Raw genomic sequence first — 14,495 nt, 5'->3', positions numbered from 1 at the left:
AGCCTTGCCAACAACACATGAAAAAGCGGGCGCAAAGGCCCGCTTTTTTCTTACTCAGTATCATCCAGAATGGATGGCCCAAGCCCCAGAATTTGGGGATCGGTTGGCGCAATGACCGAAGCATCCTTGCCCGGATAGTGCAGATTGGCCAGCAGATAGCGCAGCATGTTCAGCCGTCCGCGTCGTTTGTCATTATAGCGGATCACCACCCACGGCGCATGTTTGGTATGGGTTGCCTCCATCATCCGGTTGCGCGCATCCGTATAGGCATCCCACAGATCCAGCGACTTCAAATCGATCGGCGACAATTTCCAATGTTTGAGCAGACTGTGGCGGCGATCATGAAAGCGCTTGAGCTGCATTTCGCGTCCCACATTGAGCCAAAATTTGAACAGCCGCGTGCCGCTATCCTGAATCATCTTTTCGAACCGTGGTGCATCATCGAGAAATTTGTCAGCCTGCTCCGGCGTGCAGAAGCCCATCACCGGCTCGACCCCGGCCCGGTTGTACCAGGAACGGTCAAACAGCACGATTTCCCCCTGCGTCGGCAATTGGGCCGCATAGCGTTGGAAATACCATTGCCCCTGCTCCACATCGCTTGGCTTGGACAAGGCGACGACCCGCACATGACGCGGATTGGTATATTCAGTCAGTCGCTTGATCGAGCCGCCCTTGCCAGCGGCATCCCGTCCCTCGAAAACAACAACAATCCGCTGGTCAGTCTGGCGCACCCATTCCTGAACCTTGACCAGTTCGATCTGAAGCTTTTCAAGCTCCTCTTCATATTTTGACCGCTTCAATTTCTTACCATGGGGATAGTTGCCACTGCGCATGGCAACGTCATTCAGAGCGTCTGGAAAATCGGGATTGTTGATATCAAACGGGACAGGCATCACAATTTGCTCCGGCTTCTATGTCAAACGGGTGATGGCGATGCTAACGCCAATTCGAAGGGAAGGCCAGCCACTCCCGCTCTGGACACCCTGAAACGCCATTCCAGCCGCAGCCCTTTGAGCAAGATGGTGTAGCAAGGAATTGTTTTCAGGTTGCAATTCGATTAGACCTATCCCTGTCAAACACTTTGCTGATTGTCGCTCGAACAAGGAAATTCTCTTCAATGTTGCACAAAGCCCTCCGCTCTTTTGGCCTTGTCTTGCTTCTGATCACCACGCTTGCAGCAGGTGCGGTTTCAGGCGCTCGGGCGCAGACAACCGAAGCCCCGAATGTTGCGGATTCCCTGCTTGTGAAGCTCGATCAGATCGAAGCCACACTCAACCGTGACGGCCTGTCCGAAGACACCTTCTCCGAACTGCGTAGCAGCCTCAGCGACATCGAGGCCAAGGCGACAGCGCAGAAAAGTCAGGTCCAACCTCTGCTACAGGAAGCCAAGGCGCGCCTCGAAGCGCTGAAACCGGCAGAAACAAAGGAAGGTGAGGAAGCTGCAACCGAAGCCGACAGCCTTAAGACACGGCGTGAGGAACTTCAGGAACAAGTTACCCAGATCGACGCCCAGCTCAAGCTGATCTCCTCCAGTCTTGTTCGTGCCGAGCAGTTGAACAACCGCATCACCCTTGCCCGTCAGGACCGGTTCACCCGGCAATTGTTCGAGCGCAGTGGCACCATCCTCAACCCGGCCCTTTGGCTCAATGGCCTGTCCGGCAGCGTCACCACGTGGCAAGCGGTCACCACGCTCTTTTCCGATTGGGGGCGCTATCTGATAACCCGCGCCGCCGATCACATCTGGCAGGTGATCGGAGTGATCCTGATTGTCGCGGTGGTGATCGTTGGTCCCTTGCGGTTCCTGCTCTTCTCCGGCTTGCGACGCCTGTCCAATCTGGAAGACCCCACGGCACTGCAACGCAGCCTCTATGCCTGCTGGGCCGTGTTTGTCTATACCATCGTGCCTGTTCTGATCTTCCTTGCGGTCATCCTCATCCTCGACAATGCCGACCTGATGCCACGCCGCGTTGAAGCCCTGATGTCCGAACTCGGCTCCGTGGTCTTCACCCTGTCCTTGAGCTATGGCTTGATCAGGGTTCTGCTGGCCCCAAGCCGTCCCACCTATCGACTGCTCAATATCTCAGATTCCGACGCCAACAAACTCTATGGCATCGCGCTGACCCTGCTGGCCATCTATGGCTTTGAAATCACCCTTGACGAAACAGACCAGACCCTGTTGACCCCGCTTGAAACCACGATCCTGCTCAGCGGCATCGCCTCGATCCTGACGGCCATCCTGATCTGGACCGGTCAACGCGTGATGATCAACACCACGCCACAGCACGAGACCCCGGTCGATGAGTCCCTGACACTGCCATCCGGTTTCAATCTGCCCGGCTTCCTGCGTCTGTTGCAGCCCTTCATCTGGATTGCCTGTCTTGTGATCGGCCTTGCCCCGATCCTTGGATTTGTATCACTTGGCAGCTTCCTCGCCATGCAGCTGGGACGCACCTTCATCATCCTTGGCCTGCTTGGCATTTTCTCGGCCCTGATCGACAATTTCCTCAATGAAGAGCTCGAAACCGGCAACACCGCAGCCCAGAAAATCTCGCGCGCTATGGGCATCACGCCAAAGACGGTCAATCAGTTCAGCGTGCTGTTCAATGGCCTGATGCGTATCCTGCTCTATGTTGGCGCAGCCCTGCTGATTTTCACGCCATGGGGTGTGGAATCGACAGGCTTCTTCTCTTCGCTCGAAAAGGCCATCTTCAATATCCAGATCGGTGATCTGAGCATTTCCCCGATCAACATTGTCGGGGCACTGGCGGTCTTCATCGTCACTCTGGTGCTGGTCAAGAGCATCCAGCGCTGGATGGAACAGCGCCTGATGCCTGCAACCGACCTTGATACGGGCCTCAAAAATTCCATTCAGACCAGCATTGGGTATGTCGGTTTCATCCTTGCCGCGATGCTGGCCTTCTCCTATATGGGTGTCAATCTCTCCAACATCGCGCTGGTGGCTGGTGCGCTTTCAGTCGGTATCGGTTTTGGCCTTCAGAGCATTGTCAACAACTTCGTCTCCGGCCTCATTCTGCTCGTCGAACGCCCCATCAAGACCGGTGACTGGGTCGTGGTGGGCAACGATCAGGGCTATGTCAGCAAGATTTCCGTCCGCGCCACCAAGATCGAAACCTTCGACCGCGCCACTGTCATCGTGCCTAACTCGGACCTGATCTCCAACCGGGTGATGAACTGGATGCATAACGGCTCCATGGGGCGGATCATTGTGCCTGTCGGGGTTTCCTACGATTCCGACCCGGAACAGGTCCGCGACATTCTGATGCGCGTGGCCAGTCAGTCCGATCAGGTGTCCTCCTACCCCAGCCCGAGCGTCTATTTCATGGAATTTGGCGCATCCTCACTGGATTTCGAATTGCGCTGCTTCATTCACGACATCAACAGCTCGCTAAGCGCCAAGAGCGACCTGCGCTTTGCCATTTTCAAGGCCTTGAAAGAAGCCAATATCGAAATTCCATTCCCGCAGCAGGATGTCTATATCCGCTCGATGGCAGCCCCGAACAAGCCGATGCAACCAGAACTGCCACCGGAAACACCGCCCACCCAGCAAAGCAAACAGACAAGTCCCAAGTCCGACGGTCATCAAAATGCCGAATATGAGTTGAACGATGGCAATGACAATGATTCTGGAGAAGGGGACGGCGATGCCGCGGCAACCGCATAATATCGGAACATGGGCGGGTCGAAAAACCCGCTTGGCACGCCTTCTGGCAATAGGGCTTGCCACTGCATTGCCATTTGGCCTTGCCAGCTGCAGTCAGGGGCCAGGCTTTGACCAGCCGGTCATGTATGACAATCTCAACCGCACCGGAGCCTCGGTTAACCCACAGGAAGCGCTCAGCATGCTCAATGCCTACCGCAGCCGACAGGGACTGAGCCAGCTGGTTCTGAGTGACAAGCTCACGACGGCTGCGCAGGAGCAGGCCAACGCCATGGCGGCGGCCGACAAGGTCAGCCACACATTGGGACGCGATCGAACCCTGATCAAGCGCCTCAACAAGGCCAGTTATGAGCCAGATATTGCAGTAGAGAATATCAGCGCCGGCTATTGGACTCTGGCCGAGGCCTTTTCCGGTTGGCGCGATTCGCGCGGCCACAATGCCAATATGCTGCGCAAGGGTGTCACGGAAATGGGGATTGCGACGAGCTATCGTCCGGATGCCAAATACAAGGTTTTCTGGACCCTTATTCTGGCCAAGCCGTCAGAAATCAAAGAGCCGGACACGATGTCTCAGATGCGGCCCAACATCCTCTTCGCCCAATAACGAGCCTGCTGCTTACCATCTGCCGCCGCACTGTGGCTGAGGGCACCCACTCTGCCATAAGCACTGAGCGGCACGAATAGCTGCGCATAGGCCCGATGTCCGCCCCAGATGTGCTCGGCCACCGGGTGGCCCGCATCCGCCAAGCTGTCGACATAATCGATATCGGGATCAGCCAAGGCCTGAAGGCTGAGATGATGCAGGATATGCACGCCGGGAGAAAAGCGTTTATAGACTTCATCCATCCCGGTTTTCCAAGAGAAAAGACCACGCCCCGCCTGCAAAGACACCAGTCCCGCGATGCAATGATCATCAAGCATCATCAGATCGATCCGGGCACGCCCTTCTGCCAGCAGTGGCGGCAGAAAGTCATGGGCAAACGCATTGAGCGCAGGCACCACCGACAAGGCCGTGCCTTTACGGGCCTTCCAGCCCGAGGCCTCGACCTTCAGAAAAGCCTCCAGGGCTTCTCCATCATCCAGACCATCCCGGGTTGAAACGAAACGCACCGCGCCCATTTCCTCAAGCCGACGCCTTTGACGGCCCATCAGTTTGCGTTTGTTCCGACTCAAGGTCAGACCGGCATCCTGTGCAGTGCGACAATCAAGAAAGCCCCGTTGGTGCGCGCGACGCATCAGCATCGAGGCAGAGGGACCAAAGTGATCGACCAAAAAAGCGCGAAGCCACTGAAATTCTCGCGCTTCAATCGGGAAATAGGGCCATATCAGAAAGTCCGCGCCGGCTTTGTCGATCAACGCCTCAAGCCCGGCTCTAAAATCCGCCTCATTGCGCTGATGCCTGCCATCCAGATCAAGGAAACAGCCACCGATCGGACCGTAGCCATGCCCCCAAAGGGTTGCGTAACTGGCCCCCAGAGACGGAGCGGAGCGCTTGTTTTCATAGTGAAACCGGTAGCCACCCTGATGGACTTGCTGAACCGGTCCGGCACAAATGCGCCCGTCGGCAGCCTCAATGAAAGCAGGGTGCACGAATGGGCTGTCAAACAGATCCATTCTGTCCTCCACATTCAACATCCTGTCTGCTTTCAACAACATCCTGCCCGGTCCCATATCCGTTGCCCTGCCCATCAGACCGCGCAATGCGGTTTCGGTGCACTGCATCCAGTATAAGCAGTTTTTCCGATACAAGACGGCATAGTTTCAGCTTTAGGTTAATCGATCGCGCAAGCAGCACGCGATTTCCATCACCTTTTCCCTTCACCTTCAAGGGATTGAGCGCCGCTCTACGCTAGAATCGCTAAAAATTGAACAATTCGATCAAGAAACGAAACAAAATTGCCAGCTTGCACGCTTTAACGGATCATTAACCCTGATAACAGAATTCCAGTATCGCGGGCTTCCGAGCGGCCTTCAAGGCCCCCATCGAAGGCCAAGTCTCACCTCAAGTCTCACCCGGCAAAGCCACCTTCATCGAGAAAGACCTGCTCCTCTGGTGTTGTCTCACGACCCAGAACCGCATTGCGGTGTGGGAAGCGACCGAAGCGGGCAATGATATCGCGATGGATGATCGCAAAGCGCTCGGAATTGGCGTTGCCGATCCGCTTCATCCAGGCGATGCAATCCTCTTGTACCTGCAAATCTTCCGCATGCATCATCGGCATCACCGCAAAGGTCTTTTCATCATAGCTGAGCTGATTCCAGTCCGGATGCGCGACCAGCGTTGAAGAGAGCCGTAAAGCTTCATCATCATGGGCAAAAGCTTCGGCCGAGTCGCGATAGAGATTGCGAGAAAACTGATCCAGCACGATGATCAGAGCCAATGTTCCGTGCAGGCTTTCCCGCCAAGCGCTGAGCTGACCGGCACGGGCCGCCTCAAGCACAGGACCGAATCTTTCGCGGATCTCCGCATCGAACCCGTCATCCTTGGCAAACCAGTATTTCGGATCGGCCCCGAACCAGAAATCCAACACTTCTTGTGGCTGTACGTGATTGGCTTGCATCATCATCTCCCCTTATTGTCCGGTTTCCCCGCTTGCGACATCGTCAGCGAACCGTTAGAAACCGAGATCACCCCATATACTGATTTATACTGGATTTAACGTAAGACGGAACGCGCCTCATGCAAGAGATGGACTTAAGCGGCCTCAAATGTCCCCTGCCCGTCCTGCGGACCCAAAAGGCATTGTCGGCCATGAAGGCAGGCGACTGCATAGAGGTCACCACCACCGATCCGATGTCGATGATCGACTTGCCTCATTATTGCAACGAGCATGGTCACCGACTGCTGGCAAGCGACCAGCACCAAGACGGTAAGATGCGTTTTCTGATTGTAAAAGCGTGAGCGACTCAGGGCTTCGGGCGTGGCAAATAGGCCAGACGAACCACATCACCCTTCTGCGCCTTTAGCGGCTGGACCGGCTTTTCGAACGGGCTGGCTAGGGGCAATTGCGCCATTTTCAGCGGCAGCTTGATCGGCCTTTTCTTCACCCCGGCATAAACCCGCACCGGCTCCATTACCTTGAAGCGCGGCTCAAGAAAACTGACCTTGTAGGCCACATGTGGCGTCCATTTCGGCCCGCCATTGGGGCAGATTTCCGGCCGCATGTCATGGGGTCGAGTGATCGCTCCAAACTGGGTCCCATTGGCAATCGATGCCCCGGCGCCCGGCGCCATATCCTGCCGCACGAAGCCTTGGGTCAGCAGGAAAGCGGCTGTCTCGGAACGCAGTTGTGTGTTGGAAGCCCCCAGCACCACAGCCACCAGTTGCCGGCCATTGCGCGTTGCAGACGAAACGATGTTGTAACCGGAGGAACAAACAAACCCGGTTTTCATACCGTTGGCACCGCGGAAGGTTTCGAGCAGCTTGTTGTAGGAGCGAAGGACCCGCTTGCCATGGCGAATGGCCGGGATCTGGAACAACGGGCGATATTGCGGAAATTCCAGCAGGATCTGCCGGGTCAGCACAGCCATGTCACGGGCCGAGCTGGTTTGATCCGGATGGAAAAGACCATTGGCATTGACAAAATGGGTCGCAGTCATACCCAGACGCGCCGCCTCCCGGTTCATCCGCTCGGCAAAGGAAGGTTCACTGCCCGCAACCCGTTCACCCAAAGCGGCGGCAATGTCGTTGGCCGATTTGACCAACACCATCTTCAGTGCATTGTCGACCGTCAGCCGTGTGCCGACCTTGAACCCCATTTTAGACGCAGGATAGGCCAGTGCATGCTCGGAAATGGTCACCACACTATCTTCGGACAATTCGCCAGACGCGATGGCCCGAAAGGTGACATAGGCCGTCATCAGCTTGGTCAGCGATGCCGGATACCATTTCTGATTGGCTTTTTGATGATACAGCACCTTGCCGCTCGCCACATCCATCAGCAACAGCGGATTGGCAGACAGAACCAGATCCTGCTTTTCCGCAGGTTTGGCCTTTTGCGCCGCCTGCGCCGACCCGCCCGTCGCCAGCATTGATCCCATCAGCGCGACAAGGCCAAGACCGACCAGCGATAGCGCCGTCAAACGTCTGCTGGATTTGACCAGACTGTCTTGTTTGGTGTGACTGGCTTTGACGCCAAAGGCTGGACGCATGATCCGAAACTCTCCGAAGATAGGCAGTTCGAGACTGATTCTCAGATCAGTCGGGTAGGGTTCTGACGTTAAAGACCCACCCCTCTCTAGCGGATGCACCGACGGCGAACAAGCCCCAATCGCGAGAAGGCGCATTCCAACAGGGGCCGCAGAGACAAAGCCCTTGCCCTTGCTTGATGCCCCCACTAATCTCAACGCAATCACGAGACAGCACGGTCTCGTGCGATGGAAGCTCAACAGAGCCCGTCCTGTTCAAACAAACCTTTCCAAGCAAGGCCTCCATTCATGCCAATCATCAATCGTATTGCCGACTTTCACGACGAACTCACTCAAGTCCGGCGCGATTTGCACCAACAACCAGAGCTTCAGTTCGACGTCCATGAAACCGCCAAGCGGGTCGTCAAGGAACTGACAGCCTATGGCATCACGGACATCACCACTGGCATTGGCAGAACCGGCGTCGTCGCCGTGATCGAAGGCAAGAGCAACATATCCGGCAAGACTGTAGGGCTGCGCGCCGACATGGACGCTCTGCCGCTGGTTGAGACCTCCGGCAAGCCCTATGCCTCCAAGGTCGAAGGCAAAATGCATGCCTGCGGTCATGATGGCCACACCACCATGCTTCTGGCAGCGGCCAAGTATCTTCAGGAAACCCGCAATTTTGATGGTCGCGTGGCGCTGATCTTCCAACCAGCTGAAGAAGGCGGGGGCGGCGCGCGCGAAATGGTCGCAGACGGCCTGATGGATCGCTGGTCGATCGATGAAGTCTATGGCATGCACAACTGGCCCGGTGTGCCGCTCGGGGCCTTTTGTATGAAGGATGGCCCGATCATGGCCTCAGCCGATCGCATCATGATCAATGTCGAGGGCAAAGGCTGCCATGCCGCCAAGCCCCATGAAGGCATTGACACTGTCGTGGTGATGGCCGCCATTATTCAGGCGGTGCAGACCATCGCCAGTCGCAACACCAACCCGCAGAGCTCGATTGTCGTCTCTCTTTGCCACATCCATGCTGGTTTCACGGACAATGTGGTCCCCCAGACCGGTTTCATCGAAGGCACGGTCCGCACCCTCGACCCCGCAGTCCGCGATATGGCCGAACAGCGCTTGCAAGAAATTGTCGAGGGCACGGCAGCTCTTTATGGTGCCAAGGCCACATTGGCCTATCAGCGCGATTACCCCGTCACTGTCAACCATGGCGCGCCAGTGGCAATCGCCGAAAAGGTAGCCAAGGAACTGGCCGGTGAGGACCAGGTCGATGCCACCATGACGCCATCCATGGGCTCGGAGGATTTCTCCTTCATGCTACAGGAACGACCCGGCGCGTTTGTTTTTGTCGGCAATGGCGACAGCGCCTCGCTGCATCATCCCGATTATGACTTCAATGATGACCTCATTCCGGTCGGGGCATCCTATTGGGTGAAGATTGTCGAGGCTGCCCTGCCAGCCTGAGGCCAGACAACCCAATCCCGCAAGCCCGATGCAAGGGGGCGATCATGTTAGAATCTCTGCCAATCTTTGCCGACACCGGCCTTAATGAGCTCGCTTTGTGGGGTCTGATTGTCGCCGCTTATGCCACCTCCGCCATGACTGCCGCCTTTGGCATTGGTGGCGGAGTTGCGCTGTTGGCAATCATGAGCATGGTCATTCCCGTCGCAACCCTCATTCCAGCCCACGGCATCGTCCAGATGGGCTCCAATGCAGGGCGGGCATGGCACTTGCGTCCCCATATTCGATGGACCTTCATGCTGGCCTTTGCCATCGGCGCGATCCTTGGTACGGCGGTCGGATCGCAAATCGTGATCGCCTTGCCCGATGCCCTGTTGAAGATCATCCTTGCTCTGTTCGTGTTGTTTCTGGTCTGGGCTCCGCGACCCAAATTCATGCAAGGCGGCGCGGCAACCATCGGATTTGGCGGTGCCTTTTCCTCACTGGTCGGCATGTTTGTCGGCGCAACCGGCCCCCTTGTCGCTGCCATCGTGGCTGGCAAAGCCCCGGACCGTCAGGGGGTCGTTGCAACCCATGCAACCGCCATGACCCTTCAACATGGCTTGAAGATCATTGCCTTCGGCTTTGTCGGCTTTGCGTTTAAAGCTTGGATCGGTTTGTTGCTGGCAATGATCGCGTCCGGCTATCTGGGGACCATCACCGGCGGCAAGATCTTGCATATGATGGATGAAAGCCTGTTCCGCAAAATCTTCAAATATCTGCTGACCGGTCTGGCACTGCTGATGCTGTTGAATGCCATCCGCACGCTTCTATAGCCGACAAGACGCATCAAATGGGCGCCAAAGCGCAATGATGGCCGTGCGTGCGAAAGGATGTGAACATTTTACCAGGAAGAGAAATGGTGCCCCTGGCCCGACTCGAACGGGCACTCCGGTGAAGGAAACGGATTTTGAATCCGTCGCGTCTACCAGTTCCGCCACAGGGGCACGTGAGGTGGGAATATAGAAGCAAAAATTCTCCCGTCAACAGACAAGCGTCACAATTCTTCCATAGTCAACACGATTTGACACACCCTTAACCAGTGCCCCCTATGCTCGCGCCACTGGAACAAGGCACAAAGGTGCCCTATCTGAACTGAGACATTCCGCCTCCGGCAGAGACAAGAGAGAGATGATCCCCGATGCTGCGCAAATTGTATGATTGGACAATGGGTCTGGCATCAGGCCCCCGCGCCCCTTGGGCGCTCGGGTCGGTTTCCTTCATCGAAAGCTCGGTCTTCCCCATCCCGCCAGACGCGCTATTGATCCCGATGGTCATCGCCAAGCGCGAAAAAGCATGGCTCTACGCAGCCATTTGCACGGCGGCTTCCGTGCTGGGTGGGTTGCTGGGCTATATCATCGGTGCCTTTCTGTTTGACCAGCTGGCCCAGCCGATCCTTAGCTTCTATGGCTATGCGGACAAATTCGCGTCTTTCACAGAACGCTACAATGAATGGGGCGTCTGGATCGTGCTGATTGCCGGTCTTACCCCCTTTCCCTACAAGGTCATCACCATTGCGTCGGGCGCCACAGGGCTGGCCATGCCGGTCTTTCTGGTCGCTTCCGTCATCGCCCGGGGCATTCGCTTCTTTGCCGTCGCAGCGTTGCTCTATTGGCTCGGCCCTCCTATTCGCGACTTCATCGAGAAAAGGCTCGGTCTGGTTTTCACCGTGTCGCTGATCGTCTTGATCGGCGGTTTCGTTGTGGCGAAATATCTGGTTCCACACTGACAAATTTTCGACATGGTTGCCCCCTAAAGCTCTGACACCTGCCAAGCTTGGCCCTCCCGGCCCGCATCCCGTCCCTTGGATGACAGACAATGACATTGACGACCCCGCTTTCCGACACCCAACGCATGAGCGCCCTCCTGCTCTTTCTGGGATCTGCCTTCATTTCCCTTTGCTCCCTTGGCTTCGAACATATTGGCGGTTTCCAGCCGTGCCAATTGTGCTACATCCAGCGTCACACCCATTACGCCATGGTACCGCTCGCAGCCATTTTGGTGCTTGCGATCCGTCTAAAGGCCCCCGCACCTTTTGTCCGGCTGATGCTTTTGGCCTTGTCGGGCCTGATGTTCTACAGCGCGGGCGTGGGCGTCTATCAGGCCGGTGCCGAGTGGGAATTCTGGATGGGTCCCAGCGACTGCACAAACACCGTTGAAATCACCAACAATGCCGCCAATCTGCTGCAGCAACTTCAACAAACCGAACTGATCAGTTGCTCGGTCGCCCAGATGCGCATTCTCGGTCTTTCCTTTGGCGGCTGGAATGCCGTGCTGTCCAGCATTCTCGGCGCCATTGGCCTTGTCGGCGCATTTGGCCGGGATGGTATCTTCGGCTTTGTGTTCCGTCTGCTGCCCTTCCTCAAGGGCTGGCTCGACAAGCTCTATGGTCAGGCCTGATCAGATCACTCCGTCGCGCCCTGCTTTCAGGTCGCGATAGATCGCCCAGAGCAAATGCGCAGCCGCGCTGCGCTCTGGCTGCCACGCGCTTGCCGCCAATTCCTCCAATTGCTTGGCGCTGAGCCGCTCGTCCGCCCCCACCAGATGGGCAGCCGCCACCTGCAAGGCCAGATCACCGGACGGCATCACATCACGCCCCCCAAGACAGAACAGCAGATAAATATCGGCTGTCCATGGTCCCACCCCATGCAACGCAAGCAATTCCGTGCGCACCACAGACAGGCCTTGTTCCAGCAACCCATCGGGATCAAAGCCATCTGCAAAGGCTTGGGCGATCCTTGTCACCGCCTTGATTTTCGGTCGTGACAGAGAGCAGGCACGCAAATCCTCTTCGCTCGCCTCGGCCAATGCTTTGGCCTCCATGCCCGGATAGGCCGCCTCAAAGCGCTGCCAAATGGCATTGGCCGACGCAACCGAGACCTGTTGCCCCAACAGGATCCGCAACAACCCCCCAAGGCCTCCGGGCCGTTGCCGCAAAGGGATCGGCTGGCACAGTTCGATGAAAGGCACACAGCGCCGGTCCAACTGACCGAGCCGCACCAAAGCCGCATCGAGATCTGACTGATCCTTAAAGCGTTCCATAATCGATCTTTCTCACTTGGCGTCCCTATAGACACTCCCTGCCCGAAGGGGCTATCAATCACCAGATTGCCTCCTCCCGCAACCGGACAAGACCCGATGTGCCCGATTTTCCGCTTTGCCCCCAGCCCCAATGGCGCTCTTCATCTGGGCCACGCCCTCTCGGCTCTGATCAATTTCGAAGCGGCACAACGCAGGCAGGGACAGTTTCTGCTCCGCATCGAGGACATCGACACCATCCGCTGCACCCCGAACCAGGTCAACCAGATGACCGATGACCTGCGATGGCTGGGCCTCGACTGGCCTGAACCGGTCGTGCAGCAATCCAGCCGTTTTGACGTCTATGCGGCAAGCATTGATCAATTGAAACAGCGAGGCCTGCTCTATCCTTCCATCGCCAGCCGCAAAGAGATCCGGCAGGCCATCGCCCGCTCAGAAGAACAAACAGGGCACCCCCATCCGCGTGATCCGGATGGAGCACCGCTGTTCCCCCGCCATTTGCTCAAGGAGAAAGAGCATGCGAATGGTGACTGTGCCTGGCGGCTCGATATGGAAAAGGCAATGAAATTGGTGGCGTCCGCCCCCCTCAACTGGCAGGAAAATGGCCTTCGCAGCCCATCCTATCCGCAAGTGTCCGCCATTCCTGCTCAGCCAAACGCATGGGGCGATGTGATATTGGCGCGCAAGGACTGCCCGACCAGCTATCATTTGTCGGTGGTGGTGGATGATGCCGCGCAAAAGATTTCCCATGTGGTGCGAGGGCAAGATCTCTATCACGCCACCGGCCTTCACCGGCTGTTGCAACAACTTCTCGCTCTACCCGCCCCACTCTATCATCACCATCGGTTGCTGACTGACATTGCAGGGCAAAAGCTCTCCAAATCCCGTGGGGATCTGAGCTTGAAGACGTTGCGCGCGCAAGGTGCGACACCCGCCGACATCCGCACCATGATTGAGTTTTCCGACGACGATCTGGCTGCGTTTCTCTATTGACCCAGAATCTGGTGCGAGACGGAAATCCAGAAAGGCAGGGTCACCAGCCCCAAAAGCACCGACAGGGTGATGGTGTTGGCCGCCACCCGGTGCCCGACACCAAAATGCTCGGCCAGCAAATAGGCATTAACCCCGGTCGGACAGGCCGCACCAATCAGGATCACAGCCACCCATTCAGTTGGCAACGGAATCAGTGTGCTGGTGATCAGCAGGAACAGAGCGGGCAGCAGCATAGTCTTCATCAAGGCCAGCAGGAAGCCCGACAGGATGTCGCCACTCAGCCCGTATTTGCGCATCCCCATGCCCATCGACATCAAGGCCAGAGGCACGGTCACGGGCACGATCTTGTCAATCACCACCGAAGCCACCTGTGGGATGCCAAACCCGGTGAGGCTCCACAGCCCCCCGGCCACGATGCCAACGACGATCGGATTGGCCGCAAGCCCCTTGGCCACATTGAGCAGAGCAGCGCCGACATTCAGCGCCTTTCCCTCTTCCCGATCATACCATTCCACCAGAATGGAACTGACCAGCATCGCAGCAGGCAAATGCACCGTCAGCAGCATCAGCAAGGGAAACAGCGCCTCTTCGCCATAGACCCCGGTGATCATTGGAATGCCAAGCAGCACCAGATTGGAGAAGCCAGCGGAAATCCCGGCCACGGCCAGTGCCTTGCCCTCGCGCTTGAAGACCACCGCCAGCAAAATCATCCCCAAAATCCAGACCGCAAACAGACAGGGGAAATAAGCCCCCCACAATGGCCACGGCGCCTGTCCGGCCAGATCATTGGTCGCCAGATTTCGGAACAACAGCAAGGGCAGTGGGATGGTGAAAACGAATTTCGACAGGGCCGCCCCGACATCCTGCGGCACAAGGCCAATGATCACCACGCCATAACCAAGACCGATCAGCGCAAAGATGGGAAAAACAATCAAGAGAATATCGGCCATGGAGATCTCCGGGGCAGGCAGGGCGGGGACATGAGGCAGGTCACGGACGCAAGGAAGCAATGTCCTTGTGATGCCAATGCTTTGGCAATTAAACTGACGCTTGTCTCAATCGAATTGAGGATGGCAAGTTGGCAGGGAAAGAGGCATCATGCGGATAGACAACCTCTTGAAAATGCACATCTAAGGGTGCCTAT

General features: G+C 56.9%; 14 protein-coding genes and 1 tRNA gene. 8 read left to right on the top strand and 7 right to left on the bottom strand.

Annotation, left to right across the window (positions count from 1 at the left end; genetic code table 11):
* Positions 1 to 50: 50 nt before the first annotated feature.
* Positions 51 to 893, bottom strand: a complete 843-nt coding sequence (gene ppk2 / locus DSD30_RS05425; RefSeq protein ID WP_114008504.1) for a polyphosphate kinase 2 — start codon at positions 891 to 893, stop codon at positions 51 to 53.
* A gap of 224 nt (positions 894 to 1,117) precedes the next feature.
* On the opposite strand from ppk2, the gene DSD30_RS05420 reads away from it, so the two are divergent.
* Positions 1,118 to 3,682, top strand: a complete 2,565-nt coding sequence (locus tag DSD30_RS05420) for a DUF3772 domain-containing protein (protein WP_114008503.1) — start codon at positions 1,118 to 1,120, stop codon at positions 3,680 to 3,682.
* Positions 3,627 to 4,283, top strand: a complete 657-nt coding sequence (locus DSD30_RS05415; RefSeq protein ID WP_114008502.1) for a CAP domain-containing protein — start codon at positions 3,627 to 3,629, stop codon at positions 4,281 to 4,283. Before DSD30_RS05420 ends, DSD30_RS05415 begins: the two co-directional genes overlap by 56 nt.
* Here DSD30_RS05415 and DSD30_RS05410 read toward each other — a convergent pair.
* Both DSD30_RS05410 and DSD30_RS05405 read right to left on the bottom strand, forming a co-directional pair.
* Complete coding sequence (locus tag DSD30_RS05410) at positions 4,250 to 5,293, bottom strand: GNAT family N-acetyltransferase (RefSeq protein WP_157967566.1); 1,044 nt, start codon at positions 5,291 to 5,293, stop codon at positions 4,250 to 4,252. The two genes, DSD30_RS05415 and DSD30_RS05410, sit on opposite strands and share 34 nt — an antisense overlap.
* A 395-nt stretch (positions 5,294 to 5,688) precedes the next feature.
* A complete protein-coding gene (locus DSD30_RS05405; protein WP_114008667.1) occupies positions 5,689 to 6,240 on the bottom strand; it encodes a DUF924 family protein in 552 nt (183 codons plus the stop codon).
* Between the two features lie 119 nt (positions 6,241 to 6,359).
* Here DSD30_RS05405 and DSD30_RS05400 point away from each other — a divergent pair, with 119 nt between their 5' ends.
* Positions 6,360 to 6,581 carry a sulfurtransferase TusA family protein gene (locus DSD30_RS05400; protein ID WP_114008500.1) on the top strand — a complete coding sequence of 74 codons (222 nt, stop codon included), beginning with the start codon at positions 6,360 to 6,362 and terminating at the stop codon, positions 6,579 to 6,581.
* A gap of 5 nt (positions 6,582 to 6,586) precedes the next feature.
* On the opposite strand, the gene DSD30_RS05395 is transcribed toward DSD30_RS05400, so the two are convergent.
* On the bottom strand, positions 6,587 to 7,831 hold the full coding sequence (locus tag DSD30_RS05395) for a D-alanyl-D-alanine carboxypeptidase family protein (protein WP_245418358.1): 1,245 nt from the start codon (positions 7,829 to 7,831) through the stop codon (positions 6,587 to 6,589).
* A gap of 285 nt (positions 7,832 to 8,116) precedes the next feature.
* Between DSD30_RS05395 and DSD30_RS05390 the strand changes: the two genes are divergently transcribed.
* Positions 8,117 to 9,283, top strand: a complete 1,167-nt coding sequence (locus tag DSD30_RS05390) for a M20 aminoacylase family protein (protein WP_114008499.1) — start codon at positions 8,117 to 8,119, stop codon at positions 9,281 to 9,283.
* Between the two features lie 44 nt (positions 9,284 to 9,327).
* A complete protein-coding gene (locus DSD30_RS05385) occupies positions 9,328 to 10,095 on the top strand; it encodes a sulfite exporter TauE/SafE family protein (protein ID WP_114008498.1) in 768 nt (255 codons plus the stop codon).
* An 84-nt stretch (positions 10,096 to 10,179) separates the two neighbouring features.
* Here DSD30_RS05385 and DSD30_RS05380 read toward each other — a convergent pair.
* Positions 10,180 to 10,266, bottom strand: a tRNA-Leu gene (locus tag DSD30_RS05380).
* Positions 10,267 to 10,460: 194 nt separating this feature from the next.
* On the opposite strand from DSD30_RS05380, the gene DSD30_RS05375 reads away from it, so the two are divergent.
* Together DSD30_RS05375 and DSD30_RS05370 are read left to right on the top strand one after the other, a co-directional pair.
* Positions 10,461 to 11,048 (top strand): YqaA family protein, encoded by a 588-nt coding sequence (locus tag DSD30_RS05375; RefSeq protein WP_114008497.1) that lies wholly within the window; start codon positions 10,461 to 10,463, stop codon positions 11,046 to 11,048.
* 89 nt (positions 11,049 to 11,137) lie between these two features.
* Entirely contained in the window at positions 11,138 to 11,719 is a 582-nt protein-coding gene (locus DSD30_RS05370; protein ID WP_114008496.1) for a disulfide bond formation protein B, read from the top strand.
* Here the strand turns inward: DSD30_RS05370 and DSD30_RS05365 are convergent, their stop codons facing one another.
* Positions 11,720 to 12,361, bottom strand: a complete 642-nt coding sequence (locus DSD30_RS05365; protein WP_114008495.1) for a DNA-3-methyladenine glycosylase family protein — start codon at positions 12,359 to 12,361, stop codon at positions 11,720 to 11,722.
* A gap of 96 nt (positions 12,362 to 12,457) precedes the next feature.
* On the opposite strand from DSD30_RS05365, the gene gluQRS reads away from it, so the two are divergent.
* Positions 12,458 to 13,351 carry a tRNA glutamyl-Q(34) synthetase GluQRS gene (gene gluQRS / locus DSD30_RS05360; protein ID WP_114008494.1) on the top strand — a complete coding sequence of 298 codons (894 nt, stop codon included), beginning with the start codon at positions 12,458 to 12,460 and terminating at the stop codon, positions 13,349 to 13,351.
* Here the strand turns inward: gluQRS and DSD30_RS05355 are convergent.
* The gene (locus DSD30_RS05355; protein WP_114008493.1) at positions 13,345 to 14,301 is read right to left on the bottom strand and encodes an AEC family transporter; all 957 of its coding nucleotides are present in this window, start codon (positions 14,299 to 14,301) and stop codon (positions 13,345 to 13,347) included. The genes gluQRS and DSD30_RS05355 overlap by 7 nt on opposite strands.
* Positions 14,302 to 14,495: the final 194 nt, after the last annotated feature.

Source organism: Cohaesibacter intestini, assembly GCF_003324485.1.
GTDB lineage: Bacteria > Pseudomonadota > Alphaproteobacteria > Rhizobiales > Cohaesibacteraceae > Cohaesibacter > Cohaesibacter intestini.
The sequence above is the reverse complement of the archived record's forward strand: the minus strand, read 5'-3'. Positions and strand labels throughout refer to the sequence as shown.